We start from the raw sequence: 23,585 nt of genomic DNA on the forward strand, positions 1-23,585 counted from the left end.
TCGTAAGTGCGTCTTCGCCAGCAAGCCGGCTCCTACAGAAGGCGGGACGCTGGTAGACTGCGGCGCCTTACTCCTCTCCTCCAAGGCGCCCTGCATGTCTTCCTTGAATCAGGCGCTGCGCGCCGCCCTCGTTCACCGCCAGGAACTGCTCGCCGAGCTGCATCAGCAAGGCACCGACTGCTACCGTCTGTTCCATGGCAGCCAGGAAGGCGCGGGAGGCCTGGCCATCGACCGCTACGGCCCCCAACTGCTGGTGCAAAGCTTTCACCAGACGCTGGAACGCGACGACCTGCTGCAATTGCGCGACACCATCAATCAGCAGCTGAACCTGTCGACCCTGCTGGTCTACAACGACCGCTCCCGAGGCAACTCGCGCATCGATCGCGAAGACAGCGTGTACCGCGCCGAAGAGCCGGCCCTGCAAGACCTGATCGGACACGAGTGGGGGCTGAATTACCGGGTCCGTGGTCGCCATGCCGGACAAGACCCATTGCTGTTTCTCGATCTGCGCAACGCCCGCGGTTGGGTCAAGCAGCACAGCGCCGGAAAGAGCGTACTCAATCTGTTTGCCTATACCTGCGGCGTCGGCCTCAGCGCCGCAGCCGGTGGTGCCCGGGAGGTGTGCAACCTGGACTTCGCCGAAGGCAACCTGGCGGTGGGGCGGGAGAACGGCCGGCTCAACCCGCATCTGCCCGACATGCAGTTCGTGCAGTCGGACTACTTCCCGGCGATCCGCCAGTTGGCGGGCCTGCCCATCAGCCAGCGACGCGGACAGAAACTGCCTGGCTACCCCCGTCTGGAGCAACGCCAATATGACCTGGTGCTGCTGGACCCGCCGGCCTGGGCCAAGAGTGCGTTCGGCACCGTCGACCTGCTGCGCGACTACCAGAGCCTGCTGAAGCCCGCGCTGCTGGCCACGGCCGAAGACGGTGTGTTGATCTGCTGTAACAATCTGGCCAAGGTGCCGATGTCGCAATGGCGCGAGCAAGTGTTGCGCTGTGCCGAAAAGGCCGGGCGCCCGGTGCGCGATTGCCAGGACCTGGCACCTGCCGCGGACTTCCCTTCCCATGACGGCCAGCCGCCGTTGAAAACCCTGATCCTGCAACTTTGATCGAGCGCAGGAAATCTGAATATTCCTGAAGACTGGATGGGTTTCGGAACCGTAAACGCGTGCCATACTCCAAGGCACTTCCGATTCAGATAGATGAAGCCTCGCATGACCAAAGGATTGATTCGCGCTCTTTGCGCCTTGTTGACCGCTCTCGCCCTTTACAGTCTGCTGGGCTTTCTGATTCTGCCGGGCATCGCCTTGCGGGTGGCCAATCAGCAACTGGCCAACTACGCCACGACCCCGGCCCATATCCAACGCATCGAACTCAACCCCTTCAGCCTGGAGCTGACCGTCTGGGGCCTGAACATTGGCGAGCCGGGCAAGGAGCAGGTGGCCTTCGAACGCCTCTACGCCAACCTGCAACTGGACAGCCTGTGGACCCGCGCACTGCATCTGGCAGATGTCGAGCTGGACCAGCCCAAAACCGAAATCCTCTTTGACAAGGACGGCAAGCTCAACCTCCTGGCTCTGTTCAAGCTGCCCGCCAGCGAGCCGACCCCGAGCGATCCCAACGCCAAACCGTTTCCGGTGCGCATCGAGCGCATCAAGCTGGCCGGCGGCTACCTGCACTTTCGGGACCTGCGCCCCAGCGAACCCATCGAGTTCATCTACAACAAGCTCGATTTCGAACTGAAGAACCTCAGCACCCTGCCGGACGACAGCGCCGACATGACCCTGGTCGCCACTGGGCCAGAAGGCGGACAGATCGACTGGCGCGGCAACTTCAGCGTCATCCCGCTGACGTCCCAAGGCACCCTGAAGGTCAGCGACGGCAAGATGAAAGCCTGGTGGCCCTACGTGCGCGACGCAGTGCCACTGGTCCTCGAAGACGGGGTGGTCAACCTCAGCACCCATTACACATTCAGCCTGGCCAAGGAAACAGAGCTGCTGCTGGACAACACGTCCATCAGTGTCGCGCCCTTCGCCATCAAGGCTCCGGATGGGCGGCCACTGGCGCGCCTGGAGCGGCTGGAGGTCAGCGAAACCACCGTGGACCTGGCCAAGCAGCAGGTGATTGTCGGCAAGATCCGCAGCCAGAAGCTGGAAACCTGGGCCGCCCTTGAAGCCGATGGCCAGCTCGACTGGCAGAAACTGTTTGCCAGCCAACCCGCCAAGCCGGCGCCCAAGCCACAACCGGCCGCCGCCGATTCCCCCAAGGAGCCTGCACCACCCGGCAAGCCCTGGCAGGTGCTGCTCAAGGACGTAGAGCTGCGCAATTACCAGGTGCACCTGGCCGACCGCAAGGCCAAGCCGGCCGTGGCCCTGGATGTGGGCCCACTGAACCTCGACCTGAAGAACTTCGACAGCCTCAACCAGTCGCCTTTCAGCCTCAAGCTCGATACCGGCCTGGGCAAGCAAGGCAAGGTCACCGCCAGCGGCGAGGTCAATCTCAACCCCATCACCGCCAAGCTCAAGGTGCAGACCAAGGACATCGACCTGCGGATCGCCCAGTCCTACATCAGCCCCTTCATTCGCCTGGAATTGCGGAGCGGCATGCTTGGCAGCGACCTGGCCGTGGACCTGAAGAAAGTCGAGCCGCTGACTTTCAGCATCACCGGCCGCGCCGAAGTGGACCAACTGCACACCCTGGACACCCTCAAGACCCGCGACTTCGTCAAGTGGAAGCAGGTGGTGGTCGAAGGCCTGAACTATCAGCACGGTGACAGTCTGAGCATCAGCCGGGTCAACCTGATGCAGCCCTATGCGCGCTTCATCATCAACGATGACCGCACCACCAATATCGACGACCTGCTGATTCCACAACCGGCAGGCGCGGGCGGAAAACCCTCGGGCAAATCCGCCCCCGGCTCCAGCAAGCCGCTGGGCATCCACATTGGTGAAATCGCCATCAATGACGGTTCGGCCAACTTCGCCGACCTGAGCCTGACGCCCAACTTCGCCACTGCCATCCAGCAACTCAACGGGCATGTCGGCACCATCGACAGCCGGCAGGCCAAACCGGCGGAAGTCGACGTCAAGGGCAAGGTCGACCGCTACGCGCCAGTGACCATCAAGGGCAGCGTCAACCCGTTCGATCCAATGGCCGCCCTGGATATCGCCACCAGTTTCAAACGGGTGGAGTTGACCACCCTGACCCCCTACTCCGGCAAGTTCGCGGGCTTCCGCATTCGCAAGGGCCGGCTCAACCTCGACCTGCACTACATGATCACCAAGGGCCAGCTCAAGGCCGAGAACAAGCTGGTGGTCGAGCAGTTGCAGTTGGGCGAGAAGGTCGACAGCCCGGATGCCGTGGACCTGCCGATCCGCCTGGCCGTAGCCTTGCTCAAGGACACCGACGGCAAGATCTCCATCGAATTGCCGATCTCCGGCGACTTGAACAACCCGCAGTTCAGCGTCATGCCGATCGTCTGGCAGACCTTGCGCAATCTGGTGCTGCGCGCGGCCGAAGCGCCCTTCAAGTTCATCGGCGGCCTGATCTCCGGTGGCGGTTCGGAAGACTTGAGCAACGTTTCCTTCGCCCCCGGTTCCAGCGAGCTGAGCAAAGAGTCGGAATCGGCCCTGACCACCCTGGCCAAGGCCCTCAAGGAACGTCCGACCCTGCGCCTGGAAATCGAAGGCACCAGCGCCCAGAGCAGCGACGGTCCATTGATCGCCGAGCAGCGCCTGGAGCGGGAATACCAGTACAACTACTACAAGATCCTCCAGCGCCGCGGCGACAAGGTTCCGGCCCAGGCGTCCCTGCTGCAGGTTCCCGAAGGCGAGAAGGCACCGTTGCTGGAAGGCATCTACCGTACCCGCCTGAAGCAGCAGCCTCCGGCGGAATGGGCGCAGCTCAGCCGCGACGAACGCAGCGCCAAGCTGCGTGAAGGCCTGATCAAGTTCTGGAGCGGCAGCGACGTTCTGCTGCGCCAGCTGGGCCAGGAACGGGCCAGCAGCATCAAGGACTTCCTGGTGGACAAGGGCCAGTTGGCCGACGACCGCGTTTACTTCATCGATGCCAACCTGGGCCAGGCCGAGAGCGACGGCAAGGTGATCACGCCGCTGCATCTGGACAGCGAATAAGTTGCGCCCGGCGACGCCGTCGGGTCCACAACCAGCCCCCCACAATAGAACAGGCCCCGACACGCAGTGCCGGGGCCTGTAATGATCACATCCTTGTGATCTTCCGCATGAACTCATGAAAGAAGCGGCAGCCTTGCCATTGGGCGCGTCTGCCGCTTCCTCTCCCTGTCCAGGCGAGAAGCTGGAGTCTTACTCGGCTTTCAGGCCGTCAGCGGAGACTGCCTTGACGCCTTTGATTTTCTTGGTGATTGCCACGGCAGTGGCCTTCTGCGCTTCGGTGATCGCGACGGTGGACGACAGCGACACCACGCCCTTGTTGGTTTCGACCTTGATGTCGGTGCCAGGAATGCCTTTCTCGGTAACCAGATCGCTTTTCACTTTGGTAGTGATCCAGGTATCGGAAGTCGCCTCTTTGGCCTTGGTCACTTCACCGGCAGCCACAACCATGGGCGACTGGGTGCCTTGAGTAGTCTGCGCAAAAGCTGCGTTAGCCATGGTCAGGGTCAGAGCGGTAGCAGTTGCAGCAGCGATAGCAAACTTCTTCATACGAATAACTCCTGTTCTTTTAGAAAGCCTGCTCCGAGTCCTGGCAGCAGGGTTACTGGAGATGTTGCAGGTGCTGTGCCAAGTCTGAAGATCATAATTATTCGTTATAAAACAATAACTTACAGAAAAATCGAAAAATCGGCAGCATGCAAAATGCACGACGGCTCGACAATCTGCATGCAAGTTGCGGTTTTTTCCCGGAGCAATCCGAGCGGCCCGCGCGGAAACGCCAGGTCAGGCTTCAAGCGTCCTGCGCCATGCAGCCCTTGGGCGCATAATCGGCCTCCACCGTGGTGCTGCAAGTCCATCCGGAAGCTGCGGAGCGGGTCAGCAGCAGGGTCTTGTTCAGCACCGCTCCCGGCGCATTGAGGATGGTGCAGCCAATGCTCCCTTCACCGGAGGCCGCTGTGCCACCGACGCTCATCCGGCAGTTGGAGGTATGGGCCGAGCCTCCAATCAAGGCCAGGGTCGGGTCGGTCCCCTGGTTCAGCAGGTCCTCGACATTCACCTTGAGCGCCGAGACCTCGGCCAACGCGGCAATTACCTTGGCCCGGGCCTGATACTGGGCGTACAGCGGCATCGCCACCATGGCGAGAACGCCAATGATGGCCACCACCACCAGTAATTCGATCAGGGTAAAAGCGGATTGATGTTTCATGGATGTGCCTCCTGGCAATGATGCTCTGTGGATCGTCAGCAAGACTTGAAGCATTCCCTGTGCCAGGGCCCGACCCACGGAATCCGCGGCCTGCAGAGGTGATAGCCCTTGGCCTTGAGCGCAAGAAGTCGCACAAACTGACAAATTTCGTCAGCTCGTGACCCTGTCCGACAGGCACCCGGCAGCTAGGCTTCAACAGGTGCCGCCGGCCGGAGCGTCCCAACCGCGTTTGCGCCCAGGCCACATCCGCGGTCGCGGATCATCGATCAGCCGTTCGATGACCCTCCTGACCAGACTCCTCCACTGCCCAAGGATCGAAGCATGGCGGCAAAAGCTCCCACGACGAGTGTCTATCTCTGGCATGGCATCGACGGCCAGGGCCAGGTGATGCACGGCGAACTGAGCGCTGCCAACCCGGGACTGATCAGGGCCCGGTTGCGCAAGCAGGGCATCACCCCGACCCGGGTGCGCCGCAAGCCAAGTGCCTGGCCTCGACTGGGCCAAGGGATCAGCCCCCGGGAGATCGCCCTGTTCACTCGCCAACTGGCCACGTTGATGCAGGCCGGGGTGCCGCTGCTGCAGGCCTTCGACATCATTGCCGAAGGCTTTGAACAGCCCCTGATGCGCCATCTGCTGGCCAGCCTCAAGCGCGAAATCGAGGCCGGTTCCAGCCTGGCGAGCGCACTGCGCCGGCATCCACGCCACTTTGATGCCCTGTACTGCAACCTGGTGGATGCCGGCGAGCAGGCCGGGGCCCTGGACACGCTGCTGGAACGTGTCGCGACCCACAAGGAAAAGAGCGAAAACCTCAAGACCCGGGTAAAGCAAGCCATGGTCTATCCGCTGGCGGTGATCGGCGTGGCAGTCGTCGTCAGCAGCATCCTGTTGCTCAAAGTGGTTCCCCAGTTCCAGAGCCTGTTCGCCGGGTTCGACGCCGAGTTGCCGCCGCTCACTCAATGGGTGATCAACCTCTCCCAGGTGCTCCAGCGCCACGGCGGACTCTTGCTCGCCGCCAGCCTGCTGGTCGGTGTCGGCCTGATCCAGGCCTATCGACGCTCGGCACGCCTGCGGGACACGGTGGATGTGGGGCTGCTGCGCTTGCCCCTGACCGGCCCCTTGCTGCAAAAATCCGCCGTGGCGCGCTATGCCCGAACCCTGGCAACCACTTTCGCTGCCGGGGTGCCCCTGGTGCAGGCTCTGGACTCGGTGGCCGGAACCAGTGGCAATCGGGTCTTCAAGCAAGCGGTGGAGCGCATTCGCCAACAGGTGGCCAGCGGCATGCAATTGCACTTTGCCATGCGCGCCAGCGGGGTCTTCCCCGGCATGGCGGTCCAGATGACCGCCATCGGTGAAGAGTCCGGAACCCTGGACCACTTGCTGGAAAAGGTCGCGACCCACTATGAAGTCGAGGTGGACCACCTGGTGGACAGCCTGACCCGTCTCATGGAGCCGTTGATCATGGTGCTTCTGGGCAGTATCGTCGGCGCCCTGGTGGTGGCCATGTACCTGCCTGTCTTTCAACTCGGTACAGCGATCTGAACATGTCCTTGACTGAAGTCCTGACCCTCTACCCCCTGGCTTTCGTGTTGGCCGCCCTGATACTGGGGCTGCTGGTCGGCAGCTTCCTCAATGTGCTGGTGTGGCGCCTGCCGAAGATGCTCGAGCGCGACTGGCGCGCCCAGGCCCACGAAGTGCTGGGGCTGCCCCCGGAGCCGGCAGGGGCGCCCTATAACCTGCTGCTGCCCCATTCCCAGTGTCCGCATTGCACACAGCCAATCCGCCCCTGGGAGAACATTCCCCTGCTCAGCTATCTGTGCCTGCGGGGCCGTTGCCGCCATTGCAAGGCCGCCATCAGCCCCCGCTACCCGCTGACCGAGCTGGCCTGCGGGTTGATCTCGGCCTTCGTTGCCTGGCACTTCGGCTTCGGCTGGCAGGCGGGCCTGTTGCTGATCCTCAGCTGGGGGCTGATCGCCATGAGTCTGATCGATGCCGATCACCAGCTGCTGCCCGACGTGCTGGTGTTGCCGTTGCTGTGGCTGGGACTGATCGCCAACAGCTTCGGGCTGCTGGTCAGCCTGGGCGATGCCCTGTGGGGGGCGGTACTCGGCTACCTGAGCCTGTGGTCGGTGTTCTGGCTGTTCAAGCTGCTGACCGGCAAGGACGGCATGGGGCACGGCGACTTCAAGCTGCTGGCGATGCTGGGAGCCTGGGGCGGATGGCAGGTGCTGCCGCTGACCCTGCTCCTCTCCTCACTGGTGGGCGCCATCATCGGCACCCTCATGCTGCGCCTGAACCGGGCCAAAACCTCGACGCCGATCCCCTTTGGCCCTTTTCTGGCCATTGCCGGCTGGATTGCCTTGCTCTGGGGTGGTCAAATGACCGACTTCTATCTGCAGGCTGTCGGCTTCCAATGACTCGCTCCCCTCACACACCCTGGATTCTTGGCCTGACCGGCGGCATCGGCAGTGGCAAAAGCGCCGCCGCCCAGCATTTCATCGACCTGGGCGTGCATGTGATCGATGCCGATCACGCCGCACGCTGGGTGGTGGAACCCGGGCGCCCGGCCCTGGAACAGATTGCCCGCCACTTTGGCCAGGGCGTGCTACAGGCCGATGGCCAACTGGATCGCGCCGCGTTGCGCACGTTGATCTTCGAGATCCCCGAGCAACGGCGCTGGCTGGAAGCGCTGCTGCATCCGCTGATCGCCGAGGAGATTGCCAAGCATCTGGCTCGCGCCGAATCGCCCTATGCGATTCTGGTGTCACCGCTGTTGATCGAGTCGGGCCAGTCACGGATGACCCAGCGGATCCTGGTGATCGATGTGCCGCAACAGTTGCAGATTGAACGCACCCTGCAACGGGACCGGACCAGCGAACAGCAGGTCCGGGCGATTCTCCAGGCCCAGGCCAGCCGGGAGGAGCGCCTGCGTCACGCCGACGATGTACTGGTCAACGACCGCGACCAGGCCTGGTTGCGCAGCGAAGTCGAGCGCCTGCATCACTTTTACTTAACTTTGCGTGGAGGCCAGTCATGAGCCAACCCCTGACCGTCGAATGCCCAACCTGTGGCGCCCCCGTGGAATGGACCGCGGCCAACACCAATCGGCCATTCTGTTCCGACCGTTGCAAACTGATTGACCTGGGGGCCTGGGCCGCCGAGGAACACAAGATTCCGGTGAGTCCGGATGCCGAGGACGAACTGTTCTCGGAAGAACTGCCGCCCCGCGCACACTGAGTGCTCAAGCCGACGCCGGTCAGGGCCGCATGAAACTGTAGTCCTGATCGTCGTCGAGGTTCTCCGCGAGGAACTGCAGTTCGTCTGCCAGATCCTCGATGCTGCGCACGCTCTTGCTCTGCTGCACCACCGCGCTAAGCAGCGCTCGCAGACTCAAGCCCGGTTCAAACCCTTCCTGCTGGGCGCTGTGCAGGCTGTCGCGCACTTCCTGCCGGGCCCACTGATAGACACTCATGACCGCACTCCTGGGATTTTTGCCGAGCATGCAGCGGGGCCCCAGGCTCGGCGTTGATATGGATCAAGAGCGCGGATCCTCGTCTTTCCAGGGCGCCGAGAGGTAGCGGGTGCGATTGAAGGTTTCCAGCCATTCCGGGCAAAACACCACCAGGGCACTGATCACCATGCCGTTGATGAACGCCTCGGGAAAGATGATCAGCCACAGGTAACCGACGAAATCCTCCAGCCACTCGGGCATGGCGAAACGCTCGTCGAACCACAACAGGCCCAGCGCGCAGAGCAGGCACAGCAGCGCCGACAAGGCCGCGGCAAAGAAGCCCGAACAAAAGATATAGACGAAGGGGTTGCGCGGCTGGGCCCGTTCCACCAGCCAGGCGCAGGCTTCCGTAACCGCCACCGGCAGCAGGATCAGCAAGACCCCGTTGACCCCCAATGCCGCCAGATCCTGGCGGCCCAGGGCCAGCAGCCCCAGTTGCGCGATCAAGCCCCCCACGATCGCCAATGGCCAATCCAGCAGCAGGGTCACCGCGGTCATGCCGATGAAGTGATAGGACACGCCGGTGTCGAAGTCCCGACGCACCAGCCACAGCAGAAACAGGGCAAATACCGTACCGAACAACAGATGCTGACGGCGGCTGTCGGTGAACAGCTCGACCCACGGCGCTCGCAACACCGCCCAGGCCAGCACCGGGACATACAGGAGCCACCCGATGCTCAGGCTTTCCGGCGACAGCAGCGCCGCGCTGATCATGGCTGGACGTTCTCCAGCGCTGCCTTCAATTGCTCGACCGTGGCGAACTCATGCCGGGACACCAGTTGGCCATCCTGCAATTGCAGCCACAGGACCTTGTCCTCGGCAGCGGGGTAACGCGAGGCCACGCGCCCTTCCCGATCGAGCATCACTCGGTAGGGATAATCACGCATGGCAGGCACCGCGAACATCTTGGCGATCAGCGCCGGCATGCGCTGGATATCCGCGACAAACACCCCATGACGCGCCTGCAGATAATCCTTGGGCTTGTCCTTGAGCGCGCCGTTCACCACCTTGGCCGCCTCCATACTGCGAGCCACCAGCAGGAACCGCGCCTGGGAGTCGAGGCTGTAGGCTTGATCGAATTGATCCAGCAAGGTCCAGGGGGCCAGACGCTCACCGATTTCCAGGGCCTGGGCCCACAGAGGCAACAGGCTCAGCAACAGAATTGACCAGGGTTTCACTGCACACTCCTAAATCGAGGGGGAGGACGGCGAACAGTCTACACCGCCCTTGGCCGGGCTCCAGCAAGCGCGCCTGCGGCCCCCTGACCAAGGTTTTTCCGGAAGCCTGCTGCTAAAGGTCATATTTGGGCGCTAAGCTTGAAGTTATGGATGACTCAGATTTTTTGCGCCTGCTTACCATCCAGGCCGAACAAGCCAACGCGTTCCTGTCCAATGCCCGCAAATGGGAGCGTGAGCGTTGGGTCTGCCAGCGCCTGCTGCAAGGCTTGAACATTCCCTATCGCAATGACGAATTCACCGCCGCCGGCCAAGAGCCGCCAGATGTGTTGTTTCGCGAGGCCAGCTTCGAGGTGTTCTTCGTCCTCGATGAGGGCCGCCGTCTCAACGACGAATGGCGCGATGAACTGCAGCGGCGGCGCAGTGCATTTTCCCTGAGCCAGCTGGTGCGCCGCGAAGCCAAGCCCAAACGCATCCCGGCCAACGAACTGTTGCTGCGCCTGGGGCCAACCCTGCGCAAGAAAGCTCACAACTACAAGGAACGCGGGATGAACCTCGGCGAGCTGGACATCATTGCCTTCGCCGCCCTGAAGCGTGAGGTGCTGGATCTGAACAGCCACTTCCCGCCGCCCACCGAATACCTGCGCCAGGGCTGGCGTTCACTGTCCCTGGTGGGGCCGACCTTCGCCCGGGTGCTGTTTGCCCATCCCGATGCACCGGAGTTCCTGCGCAGCAATCTGGGGCGCAGCATCCTCTTCGACGTCGGCATCAGTTTGTAACGGTCGTCAATCCGCCATGCGTGGGCATGGCGCATTACCCCCCGGCAATGGTAAAAAAGCGTCCTGCCTGCCAACGCCGGGACCTCGTCATCGACCCCCGCACGGCAGCGGCTATGCTCGACTCATGCCCGATTGCATCGCGCTGTAACATTCCCCTGTGTTGCGACGTCTACCTGACGAGGCCCTTTATGAGCAGCCGCCTGAACCCCGACGACCAACGCCATGTCGAAGAATATCTGCAACTGCCCCAGCACCGAGTCGAGCGCCGGCCCTTCCGGCCGTGGACGCTCCTCGTGGTGGTGGTTGCGGTGACCGTCGCCCTCGGCCTGTTGAGCCGTTTTATCAGTTACCTGACGCTATGAGCCGCTTCGCGCTCGCTCGGTTGACTGCACCGATTTCTTTTAGCCTTGCGAGATATCCCCATGACTCATCGTATTGTCATCGTTGGCGGCGGCGCCGGCGGCCTGGAGTTGGCGACCCGCCTGGGTAAGACTCTGGGCAAGCGCGGCACCGCCAGTGTGATGCTGGTGGACGCCAACCTGACCCATATCTGGAAACCCCTGCTGCACGAAGTGGCCGCCGGCTCGCTGAACTCCTCCGAAGACGAACTCAACTACGTCGCCCAAGCCAAATGGAACCACTTCGAGTTCCAGCTGGGGCGCATGAGCGGGCTCGATCGTCAAAGCAAGAGAATCCAGCTGGCGGCAACCTATGACGAAGCCGGCGTGGAACTGCTGCCAGCCCGGGAACTGGGCTACGACACCCTGGTGATTGCCGTGGGCAGCACCACCAACGACTTCGGCACCCAGGGCGCGGCCCAGCATTGCCTGTTCCTCGACACCCGCAAGCAGGCCGAACGCTTCCACCAGCAGTTGCTCAACCACTACCTGCGGGCTCACGCCGGGCAGACCGATGCCGTGGAACAGATCAGCGTGGCCATAGTCGGCGCCGGAGCCACCGGCGTGGAACTGGCCGCCGAACTGCATAACGCGGCCCATGAGCTGGCGGCCTATGGCCTGGATCGTATCCAGCCGGAGAACATGCACATCACCCTGATCGAAGCCGGACCACGGGTACTCCCGGCCCTGCCCGAGCGCATCAGCGGCCCGGTGCACAAGACCCTGGAGAAACTCGGGGTCAAGGTTCTGACCAATGCCGCGGTCAGCGAAGTGACCGCCGAGAGCCTGATCACCGCCGACGGCCAGACCATTCCCGCCAGCCTCAAGGTCTGGGCGGCAGGCATTCGCGCGCCGGGTTTTCTCAAGGACATCGACGGTCTGGAAACCAACCGCATCAACCAGCTTCAGGTCCTGCCCACCTTGCAGACCACCCGCGACGAGAACATCTTCGCCTTCGGTGACTGCGCCGCCTGCCCGCAACCGGGCAGCGACCGCAACGTGCCGCCCAGGGCCCAGGCTGCGCACCAGCAAGCGTCTTTGCTGGCCAAGTCGCTGAAGCTGCGCATCGAAGGCAAGGACCTGCCGACCTACAAGTACACCGACTACGGCTCGCTGATCTCGCTGTCACGCTTCTCGGCGGTGGGCAACCTGATGGGCAATCTCACCGGCAGTGTGATGCTCGAAGGCTGGCTGGCGCGGATGTTCTACATCTCGCTGTACCGCATGCATCAGATGGCGTTGTACGGAGTCTTCCGCACGGCGATGCTGATGCTCGGCAGCCGCATCGGACGCGGCACCGACCCACGCTTGAAGCTGCACTGAGTCCCCGCGTGTCCCTGGCCCCCCGCTACGCAATGTAGCGGGGGGCCTGTCTTCGACGCTGCTCGCCTGGATCGCCAGCGCCCTGGCTCCTGGGGCGGCGCGCGGTCAAAACAGCGCTTGCAGCCAACCCGGGGTCGGTACTGCACATGCCCGCTACTGCGCGATCTGCTGCAATGCCGTGTCCCGGCCCACCCGAGTGTGGCGCCACGCATCGTTCATAGCAGCAAGGACCCATGCCATGCAGATGCCCCAGACGCTTGAGTTGCGCAATGGCGAAAAGCCCCCTCCACTTTCTCTGCCGCGGAATACGCCCGGCGCCTGAGTGCCCTGCGGACTCACATGGCCCAGGAAGGCCTGGACGCGGTGCTGTTCACCTCGTACCACAACATCAACTACTACGCCGATTACCTGTACTGCTCCTTCGGCCGTCAGTACGCACTGGCGGTGACCCAGGAGCGCACGGTGCTGATCAGCGCCAACATCGACGGCGGTCAACCGGGGCGCCGGGCGATCTGTGACGCTCAAGTGATCTACACCGACTGGCAACGGGGCAACTTCCTCGTCGCGGTCAAACAGGCCCTGCCCCGAGCTTCGCGATTGGGGCTGGAGTTCGATCAGTTGAGCCTGCCCCATTACCGGGCCCTGGCCGAACGTTATCCACAGGCGCAACTGCTGGACATCGCCGGACCCTGCATGAACCTGCGCATGCTCAAGTCCGCCGAGGAACAAGCGCTGATCCGCCAGGGCGCGCGCATCGCCGACATTGGCGGCGCCGCCGCGATCGAGGCGCTGCACGATCAGGTGGCGGAGTACGAAGTGGCGCTGCACGCCACCCAGGCCATGGTGCGGGAAATCGCCCGCACCTTTCCCGCCGCCGAACTGATGGACACCTGGACCTGGTTTCAATCCGAAATCAACACGGACGGCGCCCACAACCCGGTGACGTCGCGCCGGGTCAGGCCGGGGGAGATTCTCAGCCTCAATTGCTTCCCGATGATCGCCGGCTACTACACCGCGCTGGAGCGCACGCTGTTCCTCGGCCACTGTCCCGATGCCCATCTGCGGCTCTGGGAAATCAACGTCAAGGTGCACCAGGCCGGGTTGCAACTGATCAGGCCCGGCGCCCGCTGCAGCGAGATTGCCCGGCAGTTGAACCAGATCTACCTGGAGCACGACCTTCTGCAATACCGCACCTTCGGCTACGGCCACTCGTTCGGCATCCTCAACCACTACTACGGCCGGGAAACCGGCCTGGAGTTTCGCGAGGACGTGGACACCGTGCTGGAGCCGGACATGGTGGTGTCCATGGAACCGATGATCCGGCTGCCTCAGGGCCTGCCTGGTGCTGGCGGCTATCGGGAGCACGACATCCTGATCGTCAATGCCCAGGGGGCGGAAAACATCACCGCTCTGCCCTTTGGGCCAGGGCACAACATCATCGGCGCCTGAACCTGCGCCCCTGGACCGGGGCAACACGGATCACCACCGTGGGCCCGATGCGCCGTCGCGCCTGCAAGCTCCATTGCCCCACCTGGCAGGGTGCTGAGGCACCTGCAACAAGAACCCTCTCAAACACCAGGAAGTATCAGTGGCCCATGCAAGATGGGCCACGAAGTTCGGTAGATCGTGCTGTAAACCATCCGGAGAACGATCCCGGCACATCTGAAGTCATGTACAAAGAACGCACTATTGTGTCGCTCGTCTTCAAGGATCGAGACTCAGGCAAACCAGTGAGCAAACTACAACTGGCCGGCCGGATTCAATTCAGGGAATCAACGCATTGCGCTTGGCAAACTCCGCCAGACTGACTTGTGAACCCAAGCCTAGTTTCTGCAATAAACGGGTTTTGTAAGTACTGACGGTCTTGTTGCTCAAGAACAGTTTTTCACCAATGGCCTTGTTCGAATAACCCTGGGCCAGATACTGCAGCACGATCATTTCCCGATCGGTCAACGAGCCTATCTGTTCACTCTCGGTCTGTTGTTCCGCGGCAGGAATGGATACATCCACGGCCAGGGACGGGTAAAAGGTATAGCCGGCCAACACCGCATTAATGGCCACGACCAGATTACTCAGGTCCTCCTCCTTGTTGACGAACCCACGCGCGCCCAACTGAATGCAGCGCCTGCAGAAGCTCTCGACGGACTGCGAGGTCAGCACCAGCACTTCGGTGGATATGCCCAAGGCCTTGATCCGTGACAGCACCTTGAGGCCGTCCAACTTGGGAATACCGATATCGAGGATCACCACCGCCGGCTCATGTTCACGAACCAGTTCCAGCGCATCCAGTCCATTGTCTGTTTCGGCCACAACCCGCATGTTGTTTTTTTCCAGCAAGACCTTAACGGCGAGCCGGACAACAGGATGATCGTCAACTATCAATACGCTGTGCATGTTGTCACTTCACCTTAAAAACCTGGCCTTGGGGCCGGCCTTGTCGCTCGGAAGATAAACGCAATCGCACCCCGATCAGATGCGACGTTCGTATTTGGGTAACCACTGTTGCCACAGAGGCGTTGCCTGCGCGATGCCCAGTAAATTTCAGACTCCTGACAAACAAGGGACGATACAAGAGGTTAATCACTTCTCTCAAAGGAATCAGACAGTCTGATTTTTCACTAGGAAATTTCTCATCACACGTGGGGATTTGCCTTATGGCTCCCGATCCAGATTGTTAAGCAAGATGCTCGACAAATAATGACGCGAGCCGGAAATGCAACATTTGAATGTTCTGGTTCTGGAAGATGAACCGCTGCAGCGCCTGGTCACCGTGACGGCCTTGAAAAAGGTGATGTCGGGGCAGGTGCATCAGGCCGCCAGCGGCCGCGAGGCCCTGGCGCTGCTGGAGAACAGCGAGAAGATGGACATCGCCATCTGCGACTTGAAGATGTCCGGCATGGACGGCCTGGCCTTCCTGCGTAACGCCAGTCACAGCGGCAAGCTGCACTCGGTCATTCTCTGCAGCCAGATCGATTCGATTTTGCGGCACACCACCGCGTCCATGATCAAGCACCTGGGCTTCAACTTCCTGGGTGACCTGGGCAAGCCCTTCGATCTGGAGCGGCTGACCACTTTGCTCAAACGCTATCCGTCCCAGCGTCCCGGACTGGTCAGGCCGCTGGAACAATCCAGGCTACCGGCCCTGAAGGATGTCCTTCGAGGCCTGGACAACGGTGAATTCGAGCCCTATTACCAGCCCAAAGTCGCCCTCGAAGACGCGTCTCTACTGGGGGTGGAAGTTCTGGCTCGCTGGAACCACCCCCAGCTAGGCGTCCTGCCGCCCTCGCACTTTCTGTGTCTCATGGAACACCACCACCTGCTGGACCGCCTGTTCTGGCAACTGCTCGATCAAGGCCTGGCCCTGCGTCGCAAACTGGCGGAGAAAGGAACCGCCCTGGGATTTTCCTTCAACCTGCCCCCCTCGCAACTGACGTCCCAGACCCTGACCGAATCCATTGCCTCGTTGCTCACGCTGTTTCAGGTGCCGTGCGCCTGCATCACTTTCGAGATCACGGAGAGCAGTCTGGTCAGCGCTCCCGCCATCAGTCTGGAAAACCTGGTGCGCCTGCGAGTGATGGGTTGCGGCCTGGCCATGGACGATTTCGGCGCCGGCTACGCCAGCCTGGATCGCCTGTGTGAACTGCCCTTCAGTCAGATCAAGCTCGATGGAGCCTTCGTGCGCAAGATGGGGCACCAACCCAGGAGCAATGCGGTCATCAGCTACACCGTGGCGCTGGCTCGCTCGCTGGGCATGTCATTGATCATCGAAGGGGTGGAAACCCGCGAGCAGCAGGAGCGCTTGCTGGCACTGGGGTGCGAGACCGCCCAGGGTTTTCTGTTCGCGCGGCCCATGCCGGAAAATCATTTCATCGCCTATTGCAGCCGCTAGCCCCTCATGACGGCCGATCAAGGTGGCGACCCATGACCCTGCTTCATGTACCGTCCGCCCGACGCGCCTTGCGCTACGACTCCCGGCTCAAGTCCTCCTGCCCTCCTACTTTCGACGCGATCATGCATTCACGATTTATCTGGCTGTTTTTCTGCTTGGCGCTCACCGCTGTGCAACCGGCAGCGGCCGAGCCCCCGACATTGCCCAATACCCTGCACAGCACGGTTCACCTCGATCACCACGATCTGGCCCTGGAGGATGAAGACTGGCATTGGCTGCGTCACAAGTCGGAGTTGAAAATCGGCGCCGTCGCCACCGAGTCGGCACCGTTCAATGTCAGCTACAACGACAACTACTACGAAGGCATTTCCGCCGACGTCAGCGCCCTGATCGGGCAGATGCTCGGGATACGCATCAAGGTCGTGCCGTTTGCCACCCGGGACGCCGCCTTGCAGGCCTTGCAGACGGCCAACATCGATCTGCTGGGCAGCTACAGTTCCGCGCCAGCCACTGCCGACAGCATCAGGTTCAGCCGCCCCTTCGCCGAGGGTCGCCTGGCGCTGTTCAGGCGCAACGACGACCTGAAGCCTGTGTCCGCCAACCTGGCCGGGCTGCGGGTAGCCGTCCCTCAGGAGCACAGCGCCGAACTGCTGTCACGCTTTCCGCTCGCCCACGCGATGATCTACCCCAACCCCGACGAAGCCATCGCCGCGGCGGCCTTCGGCCATGCCGATCTGTACCTGGACGACGTGCTCAGTGCCTACTTCCGCATCAACCGCGCCTACTACAGCTACCTCAAGTTCGAACGTTTCGCTGCGTTTTCCGAAGGTGGCTATGGCTTTGCCCTCAAGGAGGACAACCAGCGCCTGCTGCGCATCGTCGACCAGTGCATCGAAGCCATTGGCCGGGAAAAACTCACCAGCCTCAGTCGCCGCTGGGTCGGCAGCGGCTTCATTCCCTCGGACGAGAAGGTGGTGCTGACGCCGGAGGAGTCGCGCTGGATCGCCCGCAATCCGGTGGTCCGCCTGGTGATCAACGATGACCTGGCACCCGTGGCCTTTTTCGACGCCAACGGCATTTTCTCCGGAGTCACCGCCGAACTGCTGGAGCTGATTGCCCAACGTACCGGCCTGCGTTTCCAGGTGACCGCCCGCAACGGCGGCTACCCGGAACAGATTGAAGCCCTGCGTAAATCGGAAGCGGACCTGGCCATCATGACCGCCAGCGCACAACGCGAGAACAATCTGCGCTTCACCCGGCCCTTTCTCAGCAGCCCCTTCGTCCTCGTCACCCAAACCGACAAGAACGGCAAGGCACTGCTCGCCGGAGCACTGATCGGCAAGCGCCTGGCCATACCGAGCGGCCATGTCACGCTGCAACAGGTGCGCGAGCTCTATCCGCAAACCCGGATAATCGAAGCCGGTGCCTCGCTGGATGCCATGAACAAGGTCTATGAAGGCGCTGCCGATGCTGCGGTGGTGTCCCTACCGGCCTCGCGTTACTACATTGTCCGTCTGTTTCAGAACCGCCTGGCCGTCTCCGACCTGATTCACACCACCCAGGCCACTGCCAACTTTGCCTTGCGCCGCAGCGACCCGGAGCTGCAGTCCATCCTCGACAAGGCCCTGCTCAGCCTCCCGGCGGACGACCTGAACGCCATCGCCAGCCACTGGCGCTCGCCCCCGGGGATGAGCAGCCAAACCTGGCGCGACTATGCCTTGATGATCGCCGAGATCATCGCCGGGGCCTCACTGCTGCTCCTGCTGTCACTGGCCTGGGTCTTCTACCTGCGTCGCCGGGTCAAGGCCGAGCAAACCCTCAACGACCAATTGCGCTTTATCGAAACGCTGGCGGAAAACATGCCGCCTGCGCTCTATATCCGCGATGTCGACGGCAACATGCTGTCCTGCAACCGCAGTTACCTGGAGAGCGTCGGGCTCAGCGCCGAAGAGGTGCTGAACCGCACCGTGCAGCAACTGCCGCCCGAGCACTTCGCGGCGCAACCCGATCTGCATCAGAACTACCTGCAGGCAATCAACGACGGCCAGACCATCACATCGGTCTATGCGGTGAAGCTGCAGGGCAAGGAGGTCTGGATCGAACACTGGATTCAGCCATTCAAGGATGCCAATGGCGTCACCAAGGGCGTGATCTGCGGCTGGCTGGACATCACCAAGCATCGGCATCTGGTCCAGGAGCTGAAGGAAGCCAAGAACCTCGCGGACGAGGCCAGCCGGGCCAAGACCACGTTCCTGGCCACCATGAGCCATGAGATCCGCACGCCGATGAACGCGATCATCGGCATTCTCGAGCTGGCGCTCAAACGCGCCGACAGCGACCGGATCGAACGCTCCAGCATTGAAATTGCCTACAGCTCGGCGCACAGCCTGCTGGAGCTGATCGGCGACATTCTGGATATCGCCCGTATCGAGTCGGGGCGCCTGAGTCTCTCGCCCAAACGGGCCAATCTGCGCGAACTGGTGGAGTCGGTGGCGCGGGTGTTCGAAGGACTGGCCCGACAGAAATGCCTGAGCCTGATCCTCGAGATCGATTCCAGCATCAACGGCGACGTACTGGTGGACGGCCTGCGTTTCAAGCAGATCCTGTCCAATCTGGTGAGCAACGCCATCAAATTCACCGAGGCCGGTTTTATCAAGGTGAGCATCAGCGGCGATCTGCTGGACCACGCAGTGCTGCGGGTACGGCTCTGTGTCGAAGACTCGGGGATCGGCATCTCGCCCTGCAGCCAGCAGCGTCTGTTCCAGCCTTTTGCCCAGGTGGAGCGCAATGTGCAGAACATAGAAGGCACAGGCCTGGGCCTGGTGATCTGCCGTTCCCTGTGCGAAATGATGGGGGGCCAGGTATCGATGAGCAGCGCTGTGGGACACGGCACCCGGGTGAATGTGGAGTTGCGTCTGCAGACACTGGAGCGCGTGGCCGCAGCCGAGCGCCTGCCCCCGGTCAACAAGCGTCACATGTACCGCTTGCAGATCCTGGTGGTGGACGATCATCCGGTGAACCGCCAGGTCCTGCAGCAGCAACTGTGCTTCCTCGGACATGACGTGTTCGAGGCGGAAAACGGTCTGGAGGCCCTGCACATCTGGCGTGAGCAGGACTTCGACGTGATCATCACCGACTGCCACATGCCCATCATGAACGGGGCCGAGATGACCCGGGCGATTCGCCAGGATGAACGGGACAATGCCGCGGAGCCGATGATGATCATCGGCCTGACCGCTGACGCTCAGCAGGAGGAGGTGGAACGCTGCATCCAGGCGGGAATGAACGACTGCCTGATCAAGCCCATCAGCCTGGACGAGCTGGAAGAACGCCTGCTGGCCATGGGGCAGGCCGATGAGGGCGAGCAGGAAAGCCTCGCCAGTTCGAAGCCCGCCAGCCCCCGCTCCTCCCGGGTATTCGATCTGGAGTCCTTGCACACCCTGGTGGGCAGCGAGCCGACGATGCTGCACCACATTCTCAGTGAGTTGCTGAGCAACAATCGCATGGACATGCAGAGCCTCGACACCTTGCTCGAGGAACAGGCCACCGTGGAACTGGCAGAGCTGGCGCACCGCATCAAGGGCGCTGCGCGAGTGGTCAAGGGCGAACAATTGGTCGAGAGCTGTCGCCAGCTGGAAGACGCCTGCCTGAGCCCGGAGCTGGCTCTGGAGACGGTCAGGGAGTGCGTAGAGCAGGTGAAACAGGCAATCGTGACCCTGGAGCGGCGTCTGCTGGAACAGCGCAGGGTCTGGGAGGCGTTGCCCGTCGAATGAGCACAAGGGGCGTAGCATGGCTTGCCGCCCCGGGGCACGACATTTTTGCAGACAAACGAAAAAGGGCACCTCAAGAGGTGCCCTTCTTCGTGAATATGGTCGGGGTAGGGGGATTCGAACTCCCGACATCCTGCTCCCAAAGCAGGCGCGCTACCGGACTGCGCTATACCCCGGTAAAAAAAAGGCACCTTTAAAAGGCGCCTTCTGCGAACAGAGCTTTTGGCGTCTGATCTTAAGATTCGATTCCAGCGAACTGGTCTCAAAAATGGTGGGTCGTGTGGGATTCGAACCTACGACCAATTGGTTAAAAGCCAACTGCTCTACCAACTGAGCTAACGACCCAAAAATGGTCGGGGTAAGGGGATTCGAACTCCTGACATCCTGCTCCCAAAGCAGGCGCGCTACCGGACTGCGCTATACCCCGGTTTGAAATTGGCTCCGTGACCAGGACTCGAACCTGGGACCCAATGATTAACAGTCATTTGCTCTACCGACTGAGCTATCACGGAACTACATATTTCAAGTTACAACTTTTACTTCATCCTCTTCGGCTTGTCCGTATCGCTACGTTCATGCCTCTGAGGCGCGCTATTTTACAATCTTCAAACTACCTGTCAACCCCTTAAATTGCTTTTAAGACAATGATTTGCGACTTCATTGCCGGTTTCTTCTACATCAGAAAAAACCTAGGGGGGTGACTGACTGCGGGGCGCACTTTACAAGCCTTTTCCTTACAGTTCAACACCCTAGTGAAAAAAAAGGCCTCGCCAGGCGAGGCCTTTTTACTCAGCGGCCACCCAAGGTTCAGGCAAAGACGATTTCGTCGTCCTGCACCGAGGCGGTAACTGTAGCGCCCGGCAAGAAACCACCGGACAGGATCAACTGGGCCAACGGGTTCTCGATCCAGCGCTGAATGGCCCGCTTCAACGGCCGCGCGCCATACACCGGGTCGTAACCCACGGCGATCAGCTTGTCCAAGGCTTCGTCGCTCAGCACCAGGCTCAGCTCGCGCTCCGCCAGACGGCTGCGCAGGCGCCCCAGCTGGATCTGCGTGATGCCCGCGATCTGATCCCGCGCCAGAGGCTCGAAGATCACCACTTCGTCGACACGGTTGATGAATTCCGGCCGGAAGTGAGTGGACACTGCATCCATCACCGCTGCCCGCTGTGCTTCACGGTCCCCCACCAGCTCCTGGATCTGTGCCGAGCCCAGGTTGGAGGTCATGACGATCACCGTGTTGCGGAAGTCCACAGTACGTCCGTGGCTGTCCGTCAGGCGACCATCTTCGAGCACCTGCAGCAGGATGTTGAACACATCCGGGTGCGCCTTCTCGACTTCGTCCAGCAGGATCACCGAGTACGGCTTGCGACGCACGGCTTCGGTCAGATAGCCGCCCTCTTCGTAACCGACATAGCCCGGTGGCGCACCGATCAGGCGAGCCACGGAATGTTTCTCCATGAACTCGGACATGTCGATCCGCACCATGGCCTCTTCGGTGTCGAAGAGAAATTCCGCCAGGGCCTTGCACAGTTCGGTCTTGCCGACCCCGGTCGGGCCGAGAAACATGAACGAGCCGCTGGGACGGTTCGGATCGGACAACCCGGCCCGAGAGCGGCGTACCGCGTTGGATACCGCGACCACGGCCTCGTTCTGGCCGATCACCCGCTGATGCAGCAGGCTTTCCATCTTCAACAGCTTGTCACGCTCGCCTTCGAGCATTTTCGACACCGGGATGCCGGTCCACTTGGACACCACTTCGGCAATTTCTTCCTCGGTGACCTTGCTGCGCAGCAACTGATTCTCACTGTGGCCGTGCTGATCGACCATCTGCAGGCTGCGCTCCAGATCCGGGATCACCCCGTACTGCAGTTCGGCCATGCGATTGAGGTCGCCTTTACGTCGGGCCGCTTCCAGTTCCTGACGCGACTGCTCGATCTTCTGCTGAATCTGTGCGGAACCCTGCACTTCGGCTTTCTCCGAGGTCCAGACTTCTTCCAGGTCAGCGTACTCACGCTCCAGGCGGACGATCTCTTCCTGGAGTTTTTCCAGGCGCTTGATCGCGGCCTCATCGTCTTCTTTCTTCAGGGCCTGGGATTCAACCTTGAGCTGAATCAGGCGCCGCTCCAGGCGATCCAGCACTTCCGGCTTGGAGTCGATCTCCATGCGGATGCGGCTGGCGGCCTCATCGATCAGGTCGATGGCCTTGTCCGGCAGTTGCCGGTCAGTGATGTAACGATGGCTGAGCTTGGCCGCGGCGATGATCGCACCGTCAGTGATCGCCACCTTGTGGTGCACCTCGTAGCGCTCTTTCAGGCCACGCAGGATAGCGATGGTGTCTTCCTCGCTCGGCTCGTCCACCAGCACTTTCTGGAAGCGCCGTTCGAGGGCCGCATCCTTCTCTATATATTGGCGGTACTCGTTGAGCGTGGTGGCACCCACGCAGTGCAGCTCACCACGGGCCAACGCCGGCTTGAGCATGTTGCCCGCATCCATGGAGCCTTCGCCCTTGCCGGCGCCGACCATGGTATGCAGCTCGTCGATGAACAGAATGATCTGGCCTTCCTGCTTCGACAGCTCATTGAGCAGGGATTTCAGGCGCTCTTCGAACTCGCCGCGGTACTTGGCACCGGCAATCAGGGCCCCCATGTCCAGGGACAGCAGGCGCTTGCCTTTCAGGCCATCGGGCACCTCACCATTGATGATCCGCTGGGCCAGGCCTTCGGCGATGGCCGTCTTGCCCACGCCGGGCTCACCGATCAGCACCGGGTTGTTCTTGGTACGACGCTGCAGCACCTGGATGGTCCGGCGAATTTCATCGTCACGGCCAATCACCGGATCGAGCTTGCCTTCCTCGGCGCGCTTGGTCAGGTCAACGGTGTATTTATCCAGGGCCTGACGCGACTCCTCGACGTTGGCGTCATTTACCGCCTCGCCGCCGCGCAGGTTGTTGATGGCGTTCTCCAGAGCCTTCTTGCTCACGCCCTGGCCCAGCAGCAGTTTGCCGAGCTTGCTGTTTTCATCCATGGCCGCCAGCAGCACCAGTTCACTGGAAATGAACTGATCGCCTTTCTGCTGCGCCAGGCGATCGGCCTGGTTGAGCAGGCGCGCCAGATCCTGGGACATGTTGACGTCGCCAGTGGGGTTCTGGATTTTCGGCAGTTTATCGAGCTCTTTGCTCAGTTCCTTGCGCAGGCTGTTGACGTCGAAGCCCACTTGCATCAGCAAGGGCTTGATCGAACCGCCCTGCTGTTCAAGCAGCGCCTGCATCAGGTGCGCTGGCTCGATGGCCGGATGATCCAGGCCAACCGCCAGAGATTGAGAATCGGATAAGGCCAGCTGAAGCTTGCTGGTTAATCGGTCTATACGCATTAGTCACCTTCCTTTTGAGCAGGCCGGAGCGA

Annotated in this window: 18 protein-coding genes, 4 tRNA genes and 1 pseudogene; 12 read left to right on the forward strand and 11 right to left on the reverse strand. The window is 61.6% G+C overall.

Going from position 1 to position 23,585, the window contains the following annotated elements; all coding sequences use genetic code 11:
* The first annotated feature begins 94 nt into the window (after positions 1–94).
* Both PST29_RS25760 and PST29_RS25765 read left to right on the forward strand, forming a co-directional pair.
* A complete protein-coding gene (locus PST29_RS25760) occupies positions 95–1,111 on the forward strand; it encodes a class I SAM-dependent rRNA methyltransferase (RefSeq protein WP_060844661.1) in 1,017 nt (338 codons plus the stop codon).
* Positions 1,112–1,216: 105 nt separating this feature from the next.
* Positions 1,217–4,135: a DUF748 domain-containing protein gene (locus tag PST29_RS25765; protein ID WP_060844662.1), complete on the forward strand. Its 2,919-nt coding sequence runs from the start codon at positions 1,217–1,219 to the stop codon at positions 4,133–4,135.
* A 189-nt stretch (positions 4,136–4,324) separates the two neighbouring features.
* On the opposite strand, the gene PST29_RS25770 is transcribed toward PST29_RS25765, so the two are convergent.
* The gene (locus PST29_RS25770; RefSeq protein WP_060841137.1) at positions 4,325–4,681 is read right to left on the reverse strand and encodes a BON domain-containing protein; all 357 of its coding nucleotides are present in this window, start codon (positions 4,679–4,681) and stop codon (positions 4,325–4,327) included.
* 241 nt (positions 4,682–4,922) lie between these two features.
* Positions 4,923–5,339 (reverse strand): pilin, encoded by a 417-nt coding sequence (locus PST29_RS25775; protein ID WP_060844663.1) that lies wholly within the window; start codon positions 5,337–5,339, stop codon positions 4,923–4,925.
* A gap of 321 nt (positions 5,340–5,660) precedes the next feature.
* Between PST29_RS25775 and PST29_RS25780 the strand changes: the two genes are divergently transcribed.
* Genes PST29_RS25780 through yacG form a run of 4 tightly spaced genes read left to right on the forward strand, consistent with a single transcriptional unit; the run spans position 5,661 to position 8,573 of the window.
* The gene (locus tag PST29_RS25780) at positions 5,661–6,878 is read left to right on the forward strand and encodes a type II secretion system F family protein (RefSeq protein WP_060844664.1); all 1,218 of its coding nucleotides are present in this window, start codon (positions 5,661–5,663) and stop codon (positions 6,876–6,878) included.
* A 2-nt stretch (positions 6,879–6,880) separates the two neighbouring features.
* A complete protein-coding gene (locus tag PST29_RS25785; RefSeq protein WP_060841140.1) occupies positions 6,881–7,753 on the forward strand; it encodes a prepilin peptidase in 873 nt (290 codons plus the stop codon).
* Positions 7,750–8,373 (forward strand): dephospho-CoA kinase, encoded by a 624-nt coding sequence (gene coaE, locus PST29_RS25790; RefSeq protein WP_060844665.1) that lies wholly within the window; start codon positions 7,750–7,752, stop codon positions 8,371–8,373. The genes PST29_RS25785 and coaE overlap by 4 nt, the downstream gene beginning before the upstream one ends.
* Positions 8,370–8,573, forward strand: coding sequence for a DNA gyrase inhibitor YacG (gene yacG / locus PST29_RS25795; protein ID WP_060841142.1), 204 nt, complete (start codon positions 8,370–8,372; stop codon positions 8,571–8,573). Before coaE ends, yacG begins: the two co-directional genes overlap by 4 nt.
* A gap of 19 nt (positions 8,574–8,592) precedes the next feature.
* Here yacG and PST29_RS25800 read toward each other — a convergent pair whose 3' ends face one another.
* The 3 genes from PST29_RS25800 to PST29_RS25810 all read right to left on the reverse strand — a co-directional run bounded on the left by PST29_RS25800 (position 8,593) and on the right by PST29_RS25810 (position 10,025).
* On the reverse strand, positions 8,593–8,808 hold the full coding sequence (locus tag PST29_RS25800) for a hypothetical protein (RefSeq protein WP_016968161.1): 216 nt from the start codon (positions 8,806–8,808) through the stop codon (positions 8,593–8,595).
* Positions 8,809–8,871: 63 nt separating this feature from the next.
* Complete coding sequence (locus PST29_RS25805) at positions 8,872–9,561, reverse strand: energy-coupling factor ABC transporter permease (protein WP_016968160.1); 690 nt, start codon at positions 9,559–9,561, stop codon at positions 8,872–8,874.
* Positions 9,558–10,025, reverse strand: coding sequence for a hypothetical protein (locus PST29_RS25810; RefSeq protein WP_060844666.1), 468 nt, complete (start codon positions 10,023–10,025; stop codon positions 9,558–9,560). The genes PST29_RS25805 and PST29_RS25810 overlap by 4 nt, the downstream gene beginning before the upstream one ends.
* Before the next feature lie 146 nt (positions 10,026–10,171).
* Here PST29_RS25810 and PST29_RS25815 point away from each other — a divergent pair, with 146 nt between their 5' ends.
* The 4 genes and pseudogenes from PST29_RS25815 to PST29_RS25830 all read left to right on the forward strand — a co-directional run bounded on the left by PST29_RS25815 (position 10,172) and on the right by PST29_RS25830 (position 13,971).
* The gene (locus PST29_RS25815) at positions 10,172–10,801 is read left to right on the forward strand and encodes a DUF1780 domain-containing protein (protein WP_060841144.1); all 630 of its coding nucleotides are present in this window, start codon (positions 10,172–10,174) and stop codon (positions 10,799–10,801) included.
* Positions 10,802–10,989: 188 nt separating this feature from the next.
* Complete coding sequence (locus PST29_RS25820; RefSeq protein ID WP_060841145.1) at positions 10,990–11,163, forward strand: DUF3094 family protein; 174 nt, start codon at positions 10,990–10,992, stop codon at positions 11,161–11,163.
* Positions 11,164–11,223: 60 nt separating this feature from the next.
* Positions 11,224–12,522, forward strand: coding sequence for an NAD(P)/FAD-dependent oxidoreductase (locus PST29_RS25825; protein WP_060841146.1), 1,299 nt, complete (start codon positions 11,224–11,226; stop codon positions 12,520–12,522).
* Between the two features lie 238 nt (positions 12,523–12,760).
* A pseudogene (locus PST29_RS25830) lies at positions 12,761–13,971 on the forward strand (M24 family metallopeptidase).
* A 315-nt stretch (positions 13,972–14,286) separates the two neighbouring features.
* Here PST29_RS25830 and PST29_RS25835 read toward each other — a convergent pair.
* On the reverse strand, positions 14,287–14,916 hold the full coding sequence (locus PST29_RS25835; protein WP_060841148.1) for a response regulator transcription factor: 630 nt from the start codon (positions 14,914–14,916) through the stop codon (positions 14,287–14,289).
* A gap of 319 nt (positions 14,917–15,235) precedes the next feature.
* On the opposite strand from PST29_RS25835, the gene PST29_RS25840 reads away from it, so the two are divergent.
* Positions 15,236–16,411 (forward strand): EAL domain-containing response regulator, encoded by a 1,176-nt coding sequence (locus PST29_RS25840; protein WP_060844667.1) that lies wholly within the window; start codon positions 15,236–15,238, stop codon positions 16,409–16,411.
* A 122-nt stretch (positions 16,412–16,533) separates the two neighbouring features.
* Positions 16,534–20,184, forward strand: coding sequence for a transporter substrate-binding domain-containing protein (locus PST29_RS25845; RefSeq protein ID WP_060845177.1), 3,651 nt, complete (start codon positions 16,534–16,536; stop codon positions 20,182–20,184).
* Between the two features lie 96 nt (positions 20,185–20,280).
* Here PST29_RS25845 and PST29_RS25850 read toward each other — a convergent pair.
* The 5 genes from PST29_RS25850 to clpB form a co-directional block, all read right to left on the reverse strand.
* Positions 20,281–20,357 (reverse strand) — tRNA-Pro (locus tag PST29_RS25850).
* Between the two features lie 93 nt (positions 20,358–20,450).
* Positions 20,451–20,526: transfer RNA gene (locus PST29_RS25855), tRNA-Lys, on the reverse strand.
* 5 nt (positions 20,527–20,531) lie between these two features.
* Positions 20,532–20,608: transfer RNA gene (locus PST29_RS25860), tRNA-Pro, on the reverse strand.
* A gap of 9 nt (positions 20,609–20,617) precedes the next feature.
* Positions 20,618–20,693: transfer RNA gene (locus tag PST29_RS25865), tRNA-Asn, on the reverse strand.
* A 295-nt stretch (positions 20,694–20,988) separates the two neighbouring features.
* A complete protein-coding gene (gene clpB, locus PST29_RS25870) occupies positions 20,989–23,553 on the reverse strand; it encodes an ATP-dependent chaperone ClpB (protein ID WP_060841150.1) in 2,565 nt (854 codons plus the stop codon).
* Positions 23,554–23,585 lie beyond the last annotated feature (32 nt).

The sequence above is a fragment of the Pseudomonas sp. St29 genome, from assembly GCF_001547915.1.
GTDB lineage: Bacteria > Pseudomonadota > Gammaproteobacteria > Pseudomonadales > Pseudomonadaceae > Aquipseudomonas.

Excerpts from the sequence above, each read along its gene's own strand:
- PST29_RS25760 (WP_060844661.1), top strand. The coding sequence starts at position 95 with ATGTCTTCCTTGAATCAGGCGCTGCGCGCCGCCCTCGTTCACCGCCAG.
- PST29_RS25765 (WP_060844662.1), top strand. The coding sequence starts at position 1,217 with ATGACCAAAGGATTGATTCGCGCTCTTTGCGCCTTGTTGACCGCTCTC.
- PST29_RS25770 (WP_060841137.1), bottom strand. The coding sequence starts at position 4,681 with ATGAAGAAGTTTGCTATCGCTGCTGCAACTGCTACCGCTCTGACCCTG.
- PST29_RS25775 (WP_060844663.1), bottom strand. The coding sequence starts at position 5,339 with ATGAAACATCAATCCGCTTTTACCCTGATCGAATTACTGGTGGTGGTG.
- PST29_RS25780 (WP_060844664.1), top strand. The coding sequence starts at position 5,661 with ATGGCGGCAAAAGCTCCCACGACGAGTGTCTATCTCTGGCATGGCATC.
- PST29_RS25785 (WP_060841140.1), top strand. The coding sequence starts at position 6,881 with ATGTCCTTGACTGAAGTCCTGACCCTCTACCCCCTGGCTTTCGTGTTG.
- coaE (WP_060844665.1), top strand. The coding sequence starts at position 7,750 with ATGACTCGCTCCCCTCACACACCCTGGATTCTTGGCCTGACCGGCGGC.
- yacG (WP_060841142.1), top strand. The coding sequence starts at position 8,370 with ATGAGCCAACCCCTGACCGTCGAATGCCCAACCTGTGGCGCCCCCGTG.
- PST29_RS25800 (WP_016968161.1), bottom strand. The coding sequence starts at position 8,808 with ATGAGTGTCTATCAGTGGGCCCGGCAGGAAGTGCGCGACAGCCTGCAC.
- PST29_RS25805 (WP_016968160.1), bottom strand. The coding sequence starts at position 9,561 with ATGATCAGCGCGGCGCTGCTGTCGCCGGAAAGCCTGAGCATCGGGTGG.
- PST29_RS25815 (WP_060841144.1), top strand. The coding sequence starts at position 10,172 with ATGGATGACTCAGATTTTTTGCGCCTGCTTACCATCCAGGCCGAACAA.
- PST29_RS25820 (WP_060841145.1), top strand. The coding sequence starts at position 10,990 with ATGAGCAGCCGCCTGAACCCCGACGACCAACGCCATGTCGAAGAATAT.
- PST29_RS25825 (WP_060841146.1), top strand. The coding sequence starts at position 11,224 with ATGACTCATCGTATTGTCATCGTTGGCGGCGGCGCCGGCGGCCTGGAG.
- PST29_RS25835 (WP_060841148.1), bottom strand. The coding sequence starts at position 14,916 with ATGCACAGCGTATTGATAGTTGACGATCATCCTGTTGTCCGGCTCGCC.
- PST29_RS25840 (WP_060844667.1), top strand. The coding sequence starts at position 15,236 with ATGCAACATTTGAATGTTCTGGTTCTGGAAGATGAACCGCTGCAGCGC.
- PST29_RS25845 (WP_060845177.1), top strand. The coding sequence starts at position 16,534 with ATGCATTCACGATTTATCTGGCTGTTTTTCTGCTTGGCGCTCACCGCT.
- clpB (WP_060841150.1), bottom strand. The coding sequence starts at position 23,553 with ATGCGTATAGACCGATTAACCAGCAAGCTTCAGCTGGCCTTATCCGAT.